Origin of the sequence: Nocardia carnea (assembly GCF_029868325.1) — a bacterium.
Taxonomy (GTDB): Bacteria; Actinomycetota; Actinomycetes; order Mycobacteriales; family Mycobacteriaceae; genus Nocardia; species Nocardia carnea_C.
Genome location: NZ_JARWNW010000305.1, coordinates 1 through 18,007, shown reverse-complemented (window position 1 = coordinate 18,007; position 18,007 = coordinate 1). Strand labels below are relative to the sequence as shown.

General features: G+C 67.6%; 19 protein-coding genes and 1 tRNA gene. 7 read left to right on the top strand and 13 right to left on the bottom strand.

Annotation, left to right across the window (positions count from 1 at the left end; translation table 11 throughout):
• Positions 1–379: 379 nt before the first annotated feature.
• From QH196_RS29650 to QH196_RS29640, 3 genes are all read left to right on the top strand, one after another.
• Positions 380–985, top strand: coding sequence for a hypothetical protein (locus QH196_RS29650; RefSeq protein ID WP_280419149.1), 606 nt, complete (start codon positions 380–382; stop codon positions 983–985).
• 16 nt (positions 986–1,001) lie between these two features.
• Positions 1,002–2,864 (top strand): bifunctional diguanylate cyclase/phosphodiesterase, encoded by a 1,863-nt coding sequence (locus tag QH196_RS29645; protein ID WP_280419148.1) that lies wholly within the window; start codon positions 1,002–1,004, stop codon positions 2,862–2,864.
• Positions 2,865–2,952: 88 nt separating this feature from the next.
• Complete coding sequence (locus QH196_RS29640; protein ID WP_280419147.1) at positions 2,953–4,080, top strand: glycosyltransferase; 1,128 nt, start codon at positions 2,953–2,955, stop codon at positions 4,078–4,080.
• A 62-nt stretch (positions 4,081–4,142) separates the two neighbouring features.
• Here QH196_RS29640 and QH196_RS29635 read toward each other — a convergent pair whose 3' ends face one another.
• The 6 genes from QH196_RS29635 to QH196_RS29610 form a co-directional block, all read right to left on the bottom strand.
• On the bottom strand, positions 4,143–4,634 hold the full coding sequence (locus tag QH196_RS29635; protein ID WP_280419146.1) for a DUF4254 domain-containing protein: 492 nt from the start codon (positions 4,632–4,634) through the stop codon (positions 4,143–4,145).
• Positions 4,635–4,941: 307 nt separating this feature from the next.
• Positions 4,942–5,014, bottom strand: a tRNA-Ala gene (locus tag QH196_RS29630).
• Between the two features lie 122 nt (positions 5,015–5,136).
• Positions 5,137–6,210 carry a divisome protein SepX/GlpR gene (gene sepX / locus QH196_RS29625; protein ID WP_432279574.1) on the bottom strand — a complete coding sequence of 358 codons (1,074 nt, stop codon included), beginning with the start codon at positions 6,208–6,210 and terminating at the stop codon, positions 5,137–5,139.
• A gap of 211 nt (positions 6,211–6,421) precedes the next feature.
• Positions 6,422–7,072 carry a GNAT family N-acetyltransferase gene (locus tag QH196_RS29620; RefSeq protein WP_280419145.1) on the bottom strand — a complete coding sequence of 217 codons (651 nt, stop codon included), beginning with the start codon at positions 7,070–7,072 and terminating at the stop codon, positions 6,422–6,424.
• An 11-nt stretch (positions 7,073–7,083) separates the two neighbouring features.
• On the bottom strand, positions 7,084–8,343 hold the full coding sequence (gene glp, locus QH196_RS29615; RefSeq protein WP_280419144.1) for a molybdotransferase-like divisome protein Glp: 1,260 nt from the start codon (positions 8,341–8,343) through the stop codon (positions 7,084–7,086).
• Positions 8,344–8,380: 37 nt separating this feature from the next.
• The gene (locus tag QH196_RS29610) at positions 8,381–9,346 is read right to left on the bottom strand and encodes a UTP--glucose-1-phosphate uridylyltransferase (RefSeq protein ID WP_280419143.1); all 966 of its coding nucleotides are present in this window, start codon (positions 9,344–9,346) and stop codon (positions 8,381–8,383) included.
• Between the two features lie 285 nt (positions 9,347–9,631).
• Here QH196_RS29610 and QH196_RS29605 point away from each other — a divergent pair, with 285 nt between their 5' ends.
• From QH196_RS29605 to QH196_RS29595, 3 genes are all read left to right on the top strand, one after another.
• Positions 9,632–10,213, top strand: coding sequence for a 5-formyltetrahydrofolate cyclo-ligase (locus QH196_RS29605; RefSeq protein ID WP_280419150.1), 582 nt, complete (start codon positions 9,632–9,634; stop codon positions 10,211–10,213).
• 408 nt (positions 10,214–10,621) lie between these two features.
• A complete protein-coding gene (locus QH196_RS29600; RefSeq protein WP_280419142.1) occupies positions 10,622–10,936 on the top strand; it encodes an FmdB family zinc ribbon protein in 315 nt (104 codons plus the stop codon).
• Between the two features lie 116 nt (positions 10,937–11,052).
• The gene (locus tag QH196_RS29595) at positions 11,053–11,742 is read left to right on the top strand and encodes an SAF domain-containing protein (protein WP_280419141.1); all 690 of its coding nucleotides are present in this window, start codon (positions 11,053–11,055) and stop codon (positions 11,740–11,742) included.
• 116 nt (positions 11,743–11,858) lie between these two features.
• Here the strand turns inward: QH196_RS29595 and QH196_RS29590 are convergent, their stop codons facing one another.
• The 7 genes from QH196_RS29590 to QH196_RS29560 form a co-directional block, all read right to left on the bottom strand.
• Entirely contained in the window at positions 11,859–12,527 is a 669-nt protein-coding gene (locus QH196_RS29590) for an MspA family porin (protein ID WP_280419140.1), read from the bottom strand.
• Between the two features lie 72 nt (positions 12,528–12,599).
• On the bottom strand, positions 12,600–13,274 hold the full coding sequence (locus QH196_RS29585) for an MspA family porin (RefSeq protein ID WP_280419139.1): 675 nt from the start codon (positions 13,272–13,274) through the stop codon (positions 12,600–12,602).
• Positions 13,275–13,588: 314 nt separating this feature from the next.
• Positions 13,589–14,254, bottom strand: coding sequence for an MspA family porin (locus QH196_RS29580; RefSeq protein ID WP_280419138.1), 666 nt, complete (start codon positions 14,252–14,254; stop codon positions 13,589–13,591).
• 80 nt (positions 14,255–14,334) lie between these two features.
• A complete protein-coding gene (locus QH196_RS29575) occupies positions 14,335–15,009 on the bottom strand; it encodes an MspA family porin (protein WP_280419137.1) in 675 nt (224 codons plus the stop codon).
• A gap of 546 nt (positions 15,010–15,555) precedes the next feature.
• The gene (locus QH196_RS29570; protein ID WP_280419136.1) at positions 15,556–15,753 is read right to left on the bottom strand and encodes a hypothetical protein; all 198 of its coding nucleotides are present in this window, start codon (positions 15,751–15,753) and stop codon (positions 15,556–15,558) included.
• Positions 15,754–15,768: 15 nt separating this feature from the next.
• Complete coding sequence (locus QH196_RS29565; RefSeq protein ID WP_280419135.1) at positions 15,769–16,323, bottom strand: MogA/MoaB family molybdenum cofactor biosynthesis protein; 555 nt, start codon at positions 16,321–16,323, stop codon at positions 15,769–15,771.
• Entirely contained in the window at positions 16,323–17,732 is a 1,410-nt protein-coding gene (locus QH196_RS29560) for a S1C family serine protease (RefSeq protein ID WP_280419134.1), read from the bottom strand. The genes QH196_RS29565 and QH196_RS29560 overlap by 1 nt, the downstream gene beginning before the upstream one ends.
• Positions 17,733–17,801: 69 nt before the next feature.
• Here QH196_RS29560 and QH196_RS32400 point away from each other — a divergent pair.
• On the top strand, positions 17,802–18,007 hold a 206-nt coding region (locus QH196_RS32400; RefSeq protein WP_348538119.1), incomplete at its 3' end, for an ESX secretion-associated protein EspG.

Below are 18,007 nucleotides of genomic sequence, written 5' to 3'. Positions count from 1 at the left end.
ACCCCGGACGCCCCGCTCACCGCGGTGCTCCCGGTAGGTTACCGGAACCGCCCCGGTATGGCCCCCGGATTCCCCGAAGCCCGCGCCCGCCCAACACACCCCCGCCTCCGCCCCCGGCGCCCCCCCCCCCCCCCGGCGGCCCGGCCCCCCCCACCCCCCCCCCCCCCCCGCCCCCCCCCCCCCCGCGGCGCGCCGGGCCGGTCCCGGCCCCCCCCCGGTACTGGCCGCCGATTACCCGTACGCGCTCGCCCGCGAAACCAACCGCCGGATCGGCCACGGCGGCCGCATCCCGGAGCCTGTCCTGGCCGGGCTCGCCGCCGCGGCCGCCGCCGAGAACGCCCAGCTGCGGGCGGCCACCACACCGGCCGCCCTGCGCGCGATGGCCGAGGTACTGGCCGACTCGGACCAGGTCCGCTACCTCACGCCCCAGCTGCATCGCGAGATGTTCGCCGAGATGCGCTGGCCCGGGGACGACCTTTCCGACGGTATCGACACCCGGTCGCTGGAACTCGCGCCCGACGAGCGGGCCGCCATGCAAATCGGGCGACGCGCCGATGTAATGGCGCAATTACACAGCTGGTCGGCCGGTGCCGCACTCGGCGATTACGCCCGTGACCGGGTAGGTTCCAGTTCCGCCGTCGTCGCCGTCACCTTCCGCCGGGAACCCGGCGCCGAGGGCGGCGGATTGGCCGGTTACGCCCGTGCGGGGGCCGCGGTCGGGCGGGTCTGGATCCAGGCACAACGGTCGGGTCTGGCAGTGCAACCGATGTCGCCGGTATTCCTGTTTTCGCAAACCCGTACCGAACTGGATGCACTTTCTCCGGCGTACGCGGATAGACTGTCCACACTTCAGGGTCGTTTCCTGGAAATACTGGAAGTGCCGGAACAAGAAAGCGTGGCGCTGGTACTACGCCTGAGTTATGCGGCAGCTGCCAGCGTGCGGAGCAAACGTCGCCCGGTACCGGGCGGAGAGCTCCGCGGTTAGTGTGATCGGAGATCAGGTGCCTCGGCGGACACTCGACTCGCTGGTGACCGAAGTCGCCGCGGAGCTGATGGGCGTCGATTCGGCGACCATGGTGTCGGCGACCGAGCAGGTGCTGGCCATGCTGATCGACTACTTCGATGTGGACTTCAGCTACCTGCGGCACAACGATCCCAAGAACCGGTCCACGGTACTGGTGGCCGAGTGGCCGCCGCGGCAGGACGTACCCGAACCCGATCCGCTCCGGGTGGTCTATTTCGACCAGGCGGATTCGGTGTTCCGCTCACTCGAGCATGCCACCGAACCTTTCCTGATCCCGGCCAGCGCCGCCGACTATCAGCAGACCATCCACTCCGCGTCCGGTCTCGGCGATATCAGCTCCGCGGCCGTTCCGCTGGTTTCCCGCGGGAAATCCACCGGGCTGCTCGGTTTCGTCAAGGTCGGCGACCGGGACTGGAGCAACCGCGAACTCAATGTGCTCAAGGCGATCGCCACCCTGTTCGCGCAACTGCAGGCGCGGGTGGAAGCCGAAGAACAGCTCCGGTTCATCGCCCTGCACGACGATCTGACCGGGTTGTCGAACCGGCGTGCGCTACTCGAACATATGGAACAGCGGTTGCGGGCCGGTAGTCCCGGGCCCGTCGCGGCCTTCTTCCTCGACCTGGACCGGCTCAAGGCCCTCAACGATTTCCTCGGCCACACCGCCGGTGACAAGTTCATCCGGACCCTGTCCGAGCGACTCCAGGACAATCTCGATCCCAATGATATGATCGCCCGCCTCGGTGGCGACGAGTTCGTGATCGTGCCCGCCAAGCCCATGGATACCGTCGCCGCAGAACACGAAGCGACCCGGATCCGGGAACTCATCAGCCGCCGGGTGACCGTCGGCGGGGAATCGGTGAGCCGCGGCGCCAGCGTCGGCGTGGCCGTCGGTATCCCCGGTGAGACCACCGTCGCCGATGTCCTGCGGCGCGCCGATCACGCCCTGTTGTCCGCCAAATCCGGCGGCGGGAACGGGGTCGCGCTGTTCACCGACGCGATGCGCGCCCAGTTCGAGCTTCAGGACGATGTGGAACTCAATCTGCGCAGCGCCGTGTCCGACGGCTCGCTGATCTTGCACTATCAGCCCGAAGTCGATCTGCGCACCGGCCGTATCGTCGCGATGGAGGCGTTGGTCCGCTGGCTGCATCCCACCCGCGGTCTGCTGCCGCCCGGTGCGTTCGTCACCGTGGCCGAGGCCACCAATTTGGCCGGTGAGCTGGGCCGCTGGGTAATCCGCACGGCCTGCGCGCAGTTCGCGCGCTGGCGCCGCCAAGGGTTGGCGACCAATATGGTGATGCGGATCAACGTATCTCCGGTGCAGCTGGTGAGCTTGGATTTCGTCGAGCGCATCGAGGACATCCTGCGCCATTTCGGCATCGACGGCAGCTCCATCTGCCTGGAGATCACCGAACATGTGGTGGTGCAGGATCTGGCCCGCACCCAGGTGACACTGCGCGGGCTCAAACGGATGGGCGTACAGATCGCCATCGACGATTTCGGCACCGGCTACTCCTCGCTCTCCCATCTGAAAGCACTCCCCGTGGACGCGGTGAAAATCGACCGCGGATTCGTCCAGCGGCTCGGCGCCAGCACCGACGATCTCGCCATCGTGAAATCGATCATCGGCCTGGCCGGGTCGTTCGGGCTCGGCGTGGTGGGCGAGGGTGTGGAAACACCGGTCGCCGCCCGCACGCTGGTCGGCCTGGGCTGCTACCGGGCGCAGGGCTTCCTCATCGCCCGGCCGCTGCCCGCCGACGAGGTCGGTGAACATCTCAGCGTGGGCCGGATCCCGCTCAACCTCGATCTCCCGCGCTCCGGCCACAGCCGGCCCGAGCGTTAGCCCGCCGGGGCCAAATAACACCGGGTGTTAACCAGCTGTTCGACGGCCCGGTTCCGGCGGGCACCCGGACCCGGCCACGATCGGCGACGTGCGCATCGTGCAATTGGCCAACTTCTACGGACCACGCTCCGGAGGTTTGCGGACCGCACTGCACCACCTGGGCGAAGGATATGTGGCCGCCGGACACGAAGTAGTTCTGATCGTCCCCGGGCCGCGCCCCGCCGAGGAGGTGCTGCCGGGCGGGGTCCTGCGCATCACTCTCCCCGCCCTCCCCATCCCGTGGACCGGTGGCTATCGCGCCGCCGACCCGCGGCGGGTGGCCGATACCCTCACCGGCCTGCGGCCCGACGCCCTGGAAGTATCCGACCGGCTGACATTGCGCGGCTTCGGACGCTGGGCCCGCCGCCGCGGTGTGGCGGGCGTGATGATCTCGCACGAACGGCTCGATCGGCTGCTGGGGCAGATCATGCCGCAACGGTATGCCCGCCGCCTCGCCGATATCGCCAACCGGCGTACGGCCGATCAGTACGACATGGTTGTGTGCACCACCGAATTCGCCCGCGCCGAGTTCCGGCGGATCGCCGCACCCAACGTCGAGATGGTTCCGCTGGGAGTGGATCTGGACCTGTTCACTCCGCACCGCCACGATCACGGCCTGCGAGCGGACCTCGGCGTGCCCGGTCATCCCCTGCTGGTGCACTGCGGGCGTCTGTCGGTCGAAAAACGGGTCGACCGCAGTATCGAAGCAGTCGCCGAATTGCACCGCCACGGAGTGGAGGCGCGCCTGGTGGTCGCCGGTGACGGTCCACGACGGGAAGCGCTGGAACGACGGGCCGGGTCGATGCCGGCTGTGGCAGGAGGCCTGCCCGCGGTTCATTTCACCGGGTTCATCACCGATCGCGCCGAAGTCGCCAGATTGCTGGCCACCGCCGATATCTCACTCGCTCCCGGCCCGCACGAAACGTTCGGGCTCGCCGCACTGGAGGCGCTCGCCGCAGGTACCCCGGTGGTGGCCAGCCGGTCCTCGGCCCTCGCCGATATCGTGACCGCCGATTGCGGCGCGGTGGCCGCCGACGACCCCGCCGCGTTCGCCCGGGCGGTCACCGATGTACTCGCCCGGCCACCCGCGCAGCGTCGCGGCGCTGCCCGCCGGCGGGCCGAGCAGTTCACCTGGCCGGCAGCCGTTTCGGGAATGCTTTCCGTACTGGACCGCTGACCGGCCGCTTCCGCGAACAGCCGCGGTTTCCGATGGCTTGCCCGGTGCGGCACCGCGAACGATCACACTCGCGCAGGCAGCCGCCGGCGGCCGCCGATGATATCGCCGATCAATTCGGTGTAGCCGTCGATCAATTCGGCCAGGCGGTGCCAGCGTTTACGCGCGTGCTCATCGCGCGCCCCGTCGGTTTCGATCACCTCGTTGGCATACACCCAGCTCCAGGCCATGCGATCGATCACGTCGCCCAGTGTCTCGGCGTGGATCGAGCCGTCACGCGGTAGGGACCCGCGTTCGCGAATCCAGTCATCGATATCCTCCACCAGCTCGCGGCGGCGGTTGTCCACCTCGGCCACCAGCCGCGAGTCCCGCATGGTGGCCCGCCGCGCATGCAACGCCGCCAGCGCGTGCGCCGAGCTCAGTAGATCGTGATCTGCGAATTTGGTCCCCTGGAAACTGCACAACAGCTGCGTCGCTGTCGGCAGTCCGCCCCTCGGGGGCAATACCTGCCGCCCCGTTCGAACGTCACCCGGCACCATCACACTCTGTTCAAACATGATCGGCTCTCGATTCGGTCGTACCGCATATCGGATAGGTTTTGTTCAGTCGGTGACAATAGTTGATACACATCACCGCGCGAGGGAGAAACGCACTATTGCATTCGCTCTTTGGAGTAGATCACATCGCCGACCGTAACCTGCGGCCCCACAACACAAGCGATCCACGGTCGACCTCGCTGACCAAAAAGCGCGGCGCGGCGATAGACGACCGCATGATGCCGGCCGAGAGGCGAGCAATACCGGACATGCCCCCGAACGCAAGAATCCCCCTGACCCTGTGTGGTCAGAGGGATTCTTCTGTCTGTGGAGCTAGGGAGAATCGAACTCCCGACCTTCTCGATGCGAACGAGACGCGCTACCAACTGCGCTATAGCCCCGTGCGGCTCGGTGAACCGCGCTGTGTCACTCTAGCAAACCGGGTTACATTACACCGAATCGAGGTGCTGACCTGCGATTATTCGGCGACTACGGTAGTCGGGGCGGCGTTGCCCGATCCCGTTCACGCCCCCGCAGCGCGCCGGATATCGCCGCCGCTGGCACGGTGACGCACCGTCCGGGCGATGGTGGCGTCGTAGGCGTCCAGATGCTCGAAGGCGGGGTCTTCGTCATCCGATTCGAGTAGATGTGAGCGTCGCCGCAGGGCGCGGGCGGTATCGCGATCCATACCGGGCCGGGCGGCGACCGGAGCGGCAGGCTCCTCGGTCTCCACCGGTTCACCGCCGAGGTCCCGAGCGCGGTCGGCCAGCCGCGCACTGCGCCGGCGCCGGATCTCCTGTTCGATCCGCACCTGCTTGCGCAGGTATCCGAGATACGTGACCAACGACAGCAGCGCACCGCCACACCCCCACCAGAAGAGCGGGCCGATGGCCACGGCAAGACCGCCGCAGAGCACCGTGCCGAGAATGAGGGCGACCACGGCGCGCTGCCGGAAGGTGTAGCGGGCGGCGCGCGCAATGGCGTCGGCTTCGGGATCGTAGCCGCCACGTCCGCGCCGGGTGGGCACGAAATCTCCGTCGTCTTCGGGCTCTTCGGGCACGGGCGCACGCCGGGTGTCGGCGCGGACCGGCGGAATCCGAGCGGGCGCGGTATCCATCACGTCTCCGCCGAGCGGTTCGGCTGCCGCGGCAGTATCGCCGGCGGGCTCCGTTTCCCCGTCGTCTTCGGTATCCGGGTGATCCTCGGATTCCGCTGTTTCGATATCGTCGACGGTATCGGCCGGCTCGTCGCCGGGGTCGGTGTGCGGTAGCAGCTCCTCGTCAGCCTCGGTGACGGTCTCCTCGGCTGTTGTGGTCATGCGATCCTCCGCATCGTTGCCGTGGTGACGCTTTCGATAGGGCCGGCCGGACCGCTTCTTGCGGACATACCCACTTCTCTTGCGCCTTTTGGAATCTCCACGATGCAGTACCCGCGTAGCCAGTGCGGTGTCCGTTGTCCGGCGGATCCTCGGATGCCGGTCGGCCAGGATAGGGAACAGGACGAAGACCCACACCACGACCAGGCCGATCCACAGGATCGAGTTCGCCATCGTCGTCAGCACCTCCGTCCGCATGGTCAACGTCGCAGCCCACGCCATGACCGGTGCGTCCCGACGCCGGAGTTCTTCCCCGCGGGCACGTCTCGCAGATCGTGGTACGAGCTTCCCGCCGATGGCGCGAGGCGCACCACCGACGTCCGTAGGTTAATTCCGAGTAGGGGTACAACACGGCAGGCGCGCCGTGCACATACGCCACATGAGTCACATTTCCACCAGCACGAGATCGAACAGGCCGGTTCCCGGAGCCGGTTCAGCGCAGCGTCAACCGCCCTTCCCGGGCCAGCCGATCGACCACCCTGCCGGACAGTTCTTCCGCCGTCATGGCGACCAGCAGATGATCGCGCCAGGCCCCGTCCACATCGAGATACCTACGCAGCAAACCTTCTTCGCGGAAGCCGACATTGCGCAGGACGGCCTGACTGGCCAGATTCTCCGGACGCACCGTGGCCTCGACCCGATGCAATCCGACCGGGCCGAAACAGTGATCGAGCCCCAGCGCCAGGGCCGCGGTCGCCACGCCCCGCCCGCCGAGATCCCGGGTGACCCAGTACCCGATCCACGCCGAACGCAGCGCGCCGCGCACGATATTGCCGACCGTGAGCTGGCCGCCGAACGCACCGTCCACCTCGATCACCAGCGGGATCATCGCCCCCCGCCGCGCCTCGGCCTTCAGGCTCGACCACAGCGGCGGCCAGTTCGACGCATGATTACGCGCTTCCCAGGCGCCGCGCCCCGTCGGCTCCCACGGTTCCAGATGATCGTGATCCCGTAACCGGATCCGGCTCCACGCCGCGGCATCCCGTAACCGCACCGGCCGCAAGGTGACCGCACCGGCCCCCACCCGCACCGGACCCAGATGTGCGGGCCACCCTGGGTGCTGCGTAGCCCGGAATACGTTCATGGACTCCACTTCTAGCCGCGCTGCGCCAGGAACGCGACTCGAACCTTGTCACCGGTGCGGATTTCGGTGTCGTCGGGCTCGACCACGATCAGGCTGTTGGCCTCCGACATGGCGGCCAGCAGATGCGACGAGCCCCCCGCGCTGTTGCCCAATGGCTGCACCAGGTACTCACCGGTGGCCTCGTCGCGCATCAGCTGAGCCCGCAGATAGCCTTTGCGGCCGGCCATCGACTGGATCGGGGTGATCGTGCGGGCGCGCACGATCCGGCGCATCGGTTGCCGCCGGCCCAGCGCGATCCGGATCAACGGCCGCACCATGACCTCGAAAACCACCAGGGCACCCACCGGATTCGACGGCAGCAGGAAGGTCGGCACCTCGTCGCGGCCGAGCCGGCCGAAACCCTGAACCGACCCCGGGTGCATCGCGACCCGCGCGATCTCCAGTTCGCCGAGACCCTCCAGCGCCTCACACACCTGGTCGGAGGCCCAGCCGCCGACCGCACCCGCGATCACCACCACCTCGGCACGCACCAGCTGACCCTCGACCACATCGCGCAGCCGGCGCGGGTCGGCGTCGACGATACCGACCCGGTTCACATCCGCGCCCGCATCGCGTGCTGCCGCGGCCAGGGCATAGGAGTTCACGTCGTAGACCTGACCGGGCCCGGGCATCCGGTCGATATCGACCAGTTCCTCTCCGATGGAGATCACCGAGAGCCGCGGCCGCGGATGCACCAGCACCTTGTCCTGCCCCACTGCGGCCAGCAGCCCCACCTGGGCGGGCCCGATGATCGTGCCGGCCTGGACAGCCACATCGCCGGGCTGCACATCGTCACCGGCGCGGCGCACGTAATCGCCGGACCGCACCGGTTCGTACACCTTGAGCCGTCCCCGGCCGCCGTCGGTGAAATCCAGCGGCAGTACGGCGTCCGCGAGGGTCGGCAGCGGCGCCCCGGTCGCCACCCGGACAGTCTGCCGCGGCTGCAACCGGATGGGCTGGCGCGAACCGGCGAGTACCTCACCGACCACCGGCAGGGTCAGGTCGACCAGTTCACCGTCCTCGTCGCGGATATCGGCACCCGCGGAAGCCACATCCACACTGCGCACGGCGTATCCGTCGATCGCGGCCTGATCGAAACCCGGCAGCGGCCGCTCGGTCACCACATCCTCGGCGCACAACAGCCCCTGGGCCTCGGATATCGCGACCCGCACCGGTCGCGGCGCGACGGCCGCGGCCGTCACTTTGATCTGCTGATCCTCGACAGAGCGCATCCAGCCCTTCCCGATGTCCTCGCCGGCGCAGGCGATCTCATTCGTCCACGGTGAGTTGCGGATCCCAGTCCGGACTCAGCCGGTGCTGGAGCCACTCGCGTAGCGCCGGACCGTATTCGTCACGCTCCAGCGCGAAATCCACCGCAGCACGAAGATAGCCGCCCGGGTTACCCAGGTCGTGGCGCGACCCACGGTGGACAACCACATGCACCGGATGTCCCTCGTCGATCAGCAGCGAAATCGCATCGGTGAGTTGCAGTTCCCCACCGGCGCCCGGGCCGATCCGGCGCAAGGCATCGAAGATCGCACGGTCGAGCAGATAGCGGCCGGCGGCGGTGTAGGTCGACGGCGCCTCGTCCATGCTCGGTTTCTCGACCATGCCCTTGACACGCATCACATTCGGGTTGACGGCATCGGGCACCGGCGCCACATCGAAAACACCGTACGCGCTCACCTGGTCCTTGGGGACGTCGATAGCGCACAGCACGGAACCGCCGCGTTTACGCCGGACCCGGTTCATCACATCCAGCACACCGCAGGGCAGGACCAGATCGTCGGGCAACAGCACCGCGATGGTCTCTTCGTCGGGGTCCAGTACCGCTTCGGCCTGGGCCACCGCATGTCCGAGCCCCAGCGGTTCCTCCTGCACGACGGAGGTGACATCCAGCAGCCCCGGCGCCTTGCGCACCTTCTCCAGCAGCTGGAACTTCCCGCGCTCGGCGAGGGTGTGCTCCAGCACCAGATCCTCCACGAAATGCGCGGTGACCCCGTCCTTACCGGGCGAGGTCACGATAACCAGCCGCTGGGCGCCGGACCCGGCCGCCTCGCTGGCCACCAGCTCGATGCCCGGGGTATCGACCACCGGCAGCAGTTCCTTGGGAACGGTTTTGGTGGCGGGCAGGAATCGGGTCCCCAGCCCGGCCGCAGGTACGACGGCCGTCCGGAATTCCGGTTTCGACGGGTGCGCTTCCCCGTTCCCCTGCACTGCGGCCTCTGCTGTCATATACACACCCTATCCACGGTGCTCCCCGTTCAAACGGCTGTCTATATCGGCGCGCCTCCCGCACCCCGGTTTCGGCTGCTCGGCCCGTGCGTTCAGCGCGCCGGCGGGCGTAAGGCCGGGCGTTCGGTCTCGGGTGGGGAGGCCCACGCGAGACCCGGACCTGGCCGGCGGCGAATTCTGGTGAATCCGGTGCCGCTACCGGGCGTAACGAGCCGGCGCGGAACCGGGCGCATCAGGCGGCGCGGCGCCAGGTGCGGTTGCGCGCATAGGGTTGTCGCCGTGCGGATGCCCGAGGAGATCGACAAACAGGCCTGGCGGGCGACAATCCGTGCCCGGCGCCTGCAGGTTCCCGACTCCGTACGCGCCGCGGAGGCCGCCGCGCTCGCGGCTACGGCAGGCCGGCTGGAAACCGCCGGGTGGGTATGCGCCTATGTGCCGGTCCGCGGGGAACCCGGATCGGTGGCGATCGCCGAGGCACTGCGGGCGGCCGGGAGCCGGGTACTGCTGCCGGTGACCCGCGAAGCCGGCCCGCTGTACTGGGGTGAATACACCGGTACTGACGCCCTGCGCCCCGCACGCTACGGCCTGCTCGAACCGGACGGGCCCGTGCTGCCACCGGAAGCAGTCGCCACTGCCGAGCTGATCCTGGTCCCCGCCCTGGCAGTGGACCGGCGCGGCGTACGACTCGGCCAGGGCGCCGGATACTACGACCGGACGCTCGGCCTGGCCACTCCGACCGCACGCCTGATGGTGGTGGTCCGCGACGACGAAGTAGTCGAGCACCTACCGGAAGAACCCCACGATATCCGCATCCCCTGGGTCCTCACCCCGACCGCCGGACCGACCCCCCTGAACCCCCACCTGTGATCCACTCCCTGAGCCGATCCCCAACAGAACGGCACCGCCGCCCCCAGGCTCAGGAGCAGCGCCGAGAGCTGACCATAACCCGAGCCCGGCCGAGAAGCAGACCAGCGGCGCCACACGGCCTCACCTCCACGGGGAGCCCCCGCCTGAACCTCCATGGGTGGGGCCCGCCCGGTTCTGGAGCGACGGAGCGGGGGAGCGAAGCGGAGGAGCGGAGGAGTGAAGAACCGGGCCTCCAAGGGCCCCACCCTCGAGCCGCGGAGCGGCTCCAAAATCACAGCCCCGCCCTTAACGGATGATCTGCCCCGAGACCCTGAGCACACCCTCGTACCTGCGGGAATCAATCCGCGATTGGCACTGTTGGCACTGTGGCCTGTAGAGTGCTAATTCTCGAATACCGCGGAGGACCCAGTGCCAACCTATTCATACGCGTGCACCCAGTGCGACAACCGCTTCGATATCGTTCAGTCGTTCACCGATGATGCACTCACGGTGTGCTCGGAATGCTCCGGGGCGCTGCGCAAACTGTTCAACTCGGTGGGCATCGTCTTCAAGGGCAGCGGCTTCTACCGGACCGATAGTCGCAGCGGGGCATCGTCGGCCAGTGAACCGGCGAAATCGGACAGTTCGAGCTCGTCCGGCTCCTCGGATTCCGGCTCCGGCTCCTCGAGCAGTTCCTCCGGTTCCGCCGGCACGTCATCGGCACCGGCCGCCGCCGCCAGCTGAGCGAATACCCGGCACCGGGGTCGGTGCCCGCGCGCTGATTCATCCACAGCCCGCGAGTTGTCCACAATCAATCCACGGCCGAGATCAGGCGGGTTTTCCACCCATACGCTCGGTCCATGAGCCGTCTACGCCCACCCTTCGCAACCCGCACCCGCGGCCGGCTCGGGTCCGGGGAAACCTGGCGGGATGCATTCGACAACCGGCCGCCCTGGGCGGATGCGGTGCTGTTACGGCGAATCCTCGCCGGTCTGTGCGTCGTGGCGGCCGCGATACTGTTCCTGCGCGAGGATCCCGAACGCGCCCGCGTCTCCGTGGTGGTGGCCGCCCGTGACCTCGCCCCCGGCCATGTGCTGGCGCCCGCGGACCTCCGGCTCGCACGGCTGCCGCCCGGCGCGGCGCCCGCCGGCGCCGAGACCGATCCGGCCGCGTTGACGGGTGCGGTACTCACCGCGGCTCTCCGTCCCGGCGAGGTACTGACCGATGTCCGGATCGTGGGTCCACGCCTTGCCGAGGTGGCAACCGGTTCCCGGGATGCCCGGATCGTGCCCATACGGCTCGCCGATTCCGCCATCACCGAAATCCTGCGCGCCGGTGACCGGGTGGACGTTGTCGCCGCCGACACCACAGACCCGGCGCTGGCCGCGACACTGGCCGAAGATGCCGCGGTGGTGCTGGTTCCGCGACCCTCTGCCGAACCGGGCGCGGGCCGGGCCGAGCCGGTGGTGCTGGTGGCCCTCGATTCGCGGCGTGCGGCCGCCGTCGCCGCGGCCTCGCTGAACAGCGCGCTGACGGTGATCTTCCATTGACCCCCGAAAGGCATCGCTACCCGAAAAGGGCCCGCCGCGCAGTTGCGCGGGGGCCCTCCAGGAAAGCCGATCCGGCCGGTGCGGGCTGCCTTGGCCGGGATACGGGGTATGGCCTATCAGCCGAGGCTGAACGGCTGGCCCCACAGCGTCACGACGGACATGACGTTATCGGTTTCGACCTTGACCTTGACGAAGGACCGCGCCTGCGCGTAGCCGCCGCAGCCGTTCAGGCCGATGGTGGTATCGGACCAGGTGACCGAACCGGTGTTGCCCTTGAACTTGTTGTTGGTCGAGTGGTCCTCGTTGCCGTAGTCGTCCGGCTTCTCGATATCGAGGACGTAGAAGGAATCGGCCTGGCCGGGGCCCAGCGTCAGGTTGCCGCCGACCTCGCCCGAGGGGGTGACATTGCCTTCGGAATCGACTTCGGCGTCGGCGCCGCCTTCGGCTCCACCGCCATCGATGTTGACCTGGCAGCCCACGACGTAGCCGGGGTAGATCTTGCCGCCCACGTCTTCACCGCCGCCGGAGATCTCGACCTGGGCACTACCGGATACCCAGGCGTTGCGGTGCACCGGGGTGGAACCCATGGACGGGCTGATATTGGCGGATTCGCCGACCATGCGAACCGTCACCACGGTGCCGTCGGAGAGGGTTTTGACGATTTCGCCGCCGGGCAGCGGGATGAAGGTGTCGGCGTGGGCGGCGCCGGTGGAGAACAGGCCCAGCGCGACCGAGGCGGCCGCACCGACACCGGCGAGGCGCGCCAGATTCTTACGGGTGAACATGTGTATTGCCCCTCTGGGGTTGAATTCGCTACAGCGAGAGTTGGTGGGGTGAATTCGACCGGTGTCAGCGCGTCAGCCGATGCTGAACGGCTGCCCGTAGAGGGTGGTCTTGGAGTAGTGGTCACCGATGATCTCGACCACGGTGTAGGCGCGGGCCTGCGCATAACCGGCGCACCCCTGGATCTCCATCTCCACGTCCTGGTATTCGACGGAGTAGACGCCGGGCTTCTCGATGTCCTTGTAATCGATCTGCACGAACTTGACCTCGCCCGGGCCGAGCTCCACGCTGGTCGAGCCGCCGAGGCTGCCGCCGTCCAGGGTGAGTCCGAGGGATCCGCCCAGACCGATCGCGTCTTCTCCGATGCTCACCTGGCAGCCGACGATGTAGCCGGTGTTGAGCTGCGAAGCACCGTGGGTGGAGGAGTTGTTGGTGCCGTCCTCATTGGTCGGGCCGTTGTTCGGGCCGGCTTCGCCTTCGGGTGTGACCGAGACATCGGCGGTGGCGTTGCCCGAGACCCATACGGTCCGGCCCGCACCGTTGGCGGCCATCGACGGCGAGACGAGCGCGCTCTCATGAGTGCGGTTGATCTTGACACCGGGGCCCAGTTTCTCACCGTCCGGCAGCGGAACGAAGGTGTCCGCGTGGGCGGCACCGGTGGAGAACAGACCCATGGCCACAGCGGCGACAGCGCCCACGCCCAGGGCGCGCGCGCCGTGGCGCAGACCGGTGGTGCGGTTCTTGCTCATATTTCCCCTCATCAAGGTTTTACAGCGACACCCGGCTTCGCAGCGATCGACGCCGGGGCGGCCCGAGAACAGGCTCCATAGAGCTTGGGTTACGGCTGTAGCCACTAGATGAACCCGAAACCACACAACCGGTGAACACTCGGCTACCGCGCCACCGATTCGGTGTGGCATCCGGATGATTCGCAGGTAACCAGAAGGTGACGGGCGCTGGGGAAACCGCCCGGCAGCCGATAGCCTGCCTGCCGGGCACGAGACAGGCCCGCCGCTGCTGCGGCGGGCCTGCTTCCGTACCGGTACTATCGTTCGATCGGTTGTCAGCCGAGGCTGAACGGCTGACCCCACAGGGTCACGTAGCTGATCACATTCTCGGTTTCCACCTCGACGCTGATGAACGACCTCGCCTGCGCGTAGCCGCCGCAACCGTTGAGCCCGATGGTCTGGTCGGACCAGGTCACCGAACCGGTGTTGCCGCCGAAGCTGTTGTTGGTGGCGTGATCCTCGCTGCCGTAGTCGTCCGGCTTCTCGATGTCGAGGACGTAGAACGATTTCGCCTGGCCTGGGCCGATGGTCAGGTTGGCGCCGGTTTCGGCGCTCGGGCTGACATTTCCTTCCGTATCCACATCGGCACTGGCGCCGCCCTCGGCACCGCCGCCGGCGATGTTGACCTGGCAGCCGACGACATAGCCGGGGTAGATCTTGCCGCCGACGTCTTCACCGCCGGCGATCTCGACCTGTGCGCTACCGGAGACCCAGGCGTTGCGATGCACCGGGGTAGCGCCCATCGACGGGCTGATGGTGGCCGATTCGCCGACCATGCGCACGGTCACCACCGTGCCGTCGGACAGCGTTTTGACCAGTTCACCGCCGGGCAGCGGAATGAACGTATCGGCATTGGCCGCTCCGGTCGAGAACAGACCCATGGCGAGAGTGGCGGCGGCACCGGCACCGGCCAAGCGCGCCATATTCTTTCGGTTGATCATGGTTGGACCCTTCGAGGGGAAAGCTCGCGAATGGACGCGAGACGAGGTTCGTTTCGATACGACGGGACGGACCGGGCGGTTCAGCCGATGCTGAACGGCTGGCCGTACAGGGTCGTCTTCGAGTAGTGGTCGCCGATGATCTCGACCACCGTGTACGACCGCGCCTGCGCGTAACCCGCGCAACCCTGGATCTCGATTTCGGCGTCCTGGTACTCGACGGAGTACTTGCCGGGCTTGGTGATGTCCTTGTAGTCGATCTGGACGAACTTCACCTCGCCCGGGCCCAACTCCAAGCCGACCGAACCGCCGACACTTCCGCCGTCGAGGCTCAATCCGAGAGATCCGCCCAGGCCGATCGCCTCGTCGCCGATGCTGACCTGGCAGCCGACGATATAACCGGTGTTGAGCTGTGAAGCCCCGTGGGTGGACGAATTGTTGGTGCCGTCCGCACCGGTCGGTCCGTTGTTCGGACCCGGCTCCCCCTCCGGGGTCACCGTGACATCGGCGATCGCGTTACCGGAAACCCACACGACCCGGCCCGCGCCGTTCGCGGCCATGGAGGGCGAAATAACGGCATGCTCACCGGTGCGGGAGATGGTGACCCCCGGGCCGGCTTTCTGGCCGTCCGGTAGCGGCACGAAGGTATCGGCGTTGGCAGCGCCCACCGACAGAAGGCCTACGGCGACAGCGGCCGCGGCACCGATACCCGCGATCCTGGCGCCACTACGTACACCGTCGGTGCGGTTCTCGCTCATATTTCCCCTCATCATTCGGACAAACAGCAGGCCTTCGAGCTCGGACACACCGCTCTCCGGCTCCGACCAGTGTTTCGCTCGTTTGTTACCTACAGGTGACCCGTTGTTATTTCGGTGCAACGCCCAAAACAGACAATGCACACGAAAGTGACCGGCTGACCCCGTATTGCAAGCCCGCCGGACCGCCTTTGCGGCAGTCGACGCACCGAGATTAAGCGGTCGATAACAGGTTGGACAAAGCTTCTTTTCGCTATACGTTGATGTGATCTATTTCACATCTACGTATAGCGACGCGTGCACATGCAGGTCACTACCTGTAGCAGAAATGCCGCCCCACCACGCCGAAACGATAAAAATCCGTAAACAGATCGCCCCAACGGCATATAGAAGAAAGAAAAGACGCGCGCCACCCGGGCACGCGTCGTCAAAATCCTCTCGATCCCAGTTCTGGACAATTGGACCGAAAACCCACCCCGTTACCCCCTCGAGATAGCGAACCCATACCACATTCACACGGAAAGCGTTAAGCGCCAAGACTTTTGCGGCTCAGCCCGCATCTCCGTGATGCGGCGGAACCTGCGAGCGCAGCCAGTCGTCGCCGTCACGGTCCGTTGACGAACCGTCGTCCCATTCATCGCGCGTGGTATTCGGCAGCACCTCACCGAAAACCCGGTCCACACGTGCGAGATCCCCCGCCCGGCGTCGTGCCCGGCGGGGGACCTCGGGGCTCTCACCCTCACTCATACCGTATGCCCCGGCTCACTCCAGCAGACCGGACAGCTCGCCGATGACGCGACTCGCCAACGGGCCCAGGGTGGCCATCCCGTCGCGGACAGCGGCCCGCGTACCCGGCAGGTTCACCACCAGGGTGCTACCCGAGATACCGGCCAGGCCGCGGGAAAGACCGGCGTCCAGCGACCCCGCCACCCGGCCGGATGCGCGCAGCGCCTCGCTGATCCCGGGCAGGTCCCGGTCGAGAACCTCGGCCGTCGCCTCGGGCGTCACATCACGCGGCGACATCCCGGTGCCACCGACCGAGATCACGATATCCACCCCGCCGATCACCGCGGTGTTCAAGGCGTTCCGGATCGCCACCTCGTCCGCCTCCACCGAAACGGACGCGTCGACCAGGAACCCCGCCTCGGTGAGCAGTTCGGTGACCAACGGCCCCAGCGAATCCTCGCCGCCATGCGCCGTTCGATCGTCGACGACCACCACCAGTGCGCGCCCCGCCACAGGAGCATCGATTTCCATACCGCTCACCGTAGCGTCGATATCGGTCGCGGCGTGGCCGCCCCCGGTCACCAATTGCATCACCGTGCTCCTTCCACCGCGGCGGCGGCGAGGGTCACCTCGACCGTCTCCGAACCACCGCCCTGCCGATCCGTGTACGTCACTTGCACTTTGTCCCCGGGCTGTTTCGATCGCACCGCGGCCACCAGGGCGTCCCCGGAATCGATCGTGCGATCGTCGAGCCTGGTCACGATCGAGCCCGCCGGAATTCGAGCCTGCGCCGCCGGGCCGTTCGGGGTGACCTCGAGAATCCGCGCTCCGTGAATGGATTCATCGCGTTGCACGGTCATCCCGATCTGAGCGTACGTGGCGTGGCCGGTCTTGATCAGCTCATCGGCGACCCGACGCGCCTGATCCACCGGAATCGCGAACCCGAGACCGATCGAACCGCTCTGCTGACCGGCCGCACCCGACGAGCCCAGGCTCGCGATCGCGGTGTTGATACCGATCAGCCGGCCCTGGCCGTCGACCAGCGCGCCACCCGAGTTACCGGGGTTGATCGCGGCATCGGTCTGGATGGCGTCGATCACCGGATTCGGCACGGTGGGGTCACTACCGCCCTCCCCGGTAGTGGAAACCGGGCGGTTGAGCGCCGAAACGATCCCGGTGGTGACGGTGCCGGCCAGGCCGAGCGGCGAGCCGATGGCCACCACCGGCTGCCCGACCTGCAGACCCGCCGAACTGCCCAGTTCGACCGGTTTCAGATCCGTTTTCCCGCGTGCCTGGATCACCGCCAGATCCGAGACCGGATCGGCACCGACCAGGGTCGCCGGGGCGGTACTGCCGTCGGCGAAGGTCACCCGCATATCGCCCCCGGCGCCGCCGCCGGCCGCGACATGGTTATTGGTCAGGATCAGCCCGTCCGAGGACAGCACGACCCCCGAACCCTCACCCTGCCCGCGGTTGCTCGCCACCTCGATCATCACTACCGACGGAGTGACCTCCTGCGCGACCGCCTGCACCGAACCCGCCGGCGCGTTCGCGGCATCCTTGACCTCGGGCACCGGCGCATCGAGCGCATTGGTCGCTACCGGCCGGCTACCGGAATCGGTGACCAGGGCGCCGACCACACCGCCGACGCCACCACTGACCAGCGCGAGCGCAATCCCCCCGGCCACCAGCCCGGTACGCAGCGAACTCTTCCGCGGCGCGGGGGGCGGACCGGCATAGAACTGCCCGGTATCACCGGGCGGCGGGCCCCCGGGAGACGGCGGGCCCCCGTACGGGTGGCCCATCGCCGGGTATGCGGCCGTATCGCCGGGCTGCGAACCCGGAAACGGCTGCCCGCCCGGATACCGGTCGCCGCCGGCCTGCCCCGGCGGCACGGGGACGCCGGGGTCATGAGCCGCACCCGGCTGGGGATGCGAATGCGAGGGCGGCACCGGTCCTTCTTCCGGCCGGTCCGGCCGATTGGTGAAATCCTCGGTCATAGTCTCTCTATTCTGCTCATATTCCCTGTCCAGGGTGCCGAACACGACTGAGAACGATCTGAGAGTGCTGTGTGTTTTTGCGGCGCCTTCGGCGCCGCGGGGTTTTTGGCCCATTTTTTGCCGGGCTGTGGTTGGGGGGTGGGGGACCGCGATGCCACGGTGCTCGCCGCGGCGTTCGCCTCCTGCCGGGGCTTCACCGAAATCGTGGCCTACAGCCATGAGGACGGACTCAGCACGCGCGCACCGGGCGCGGTCGCGGTCTACGACACCGATCG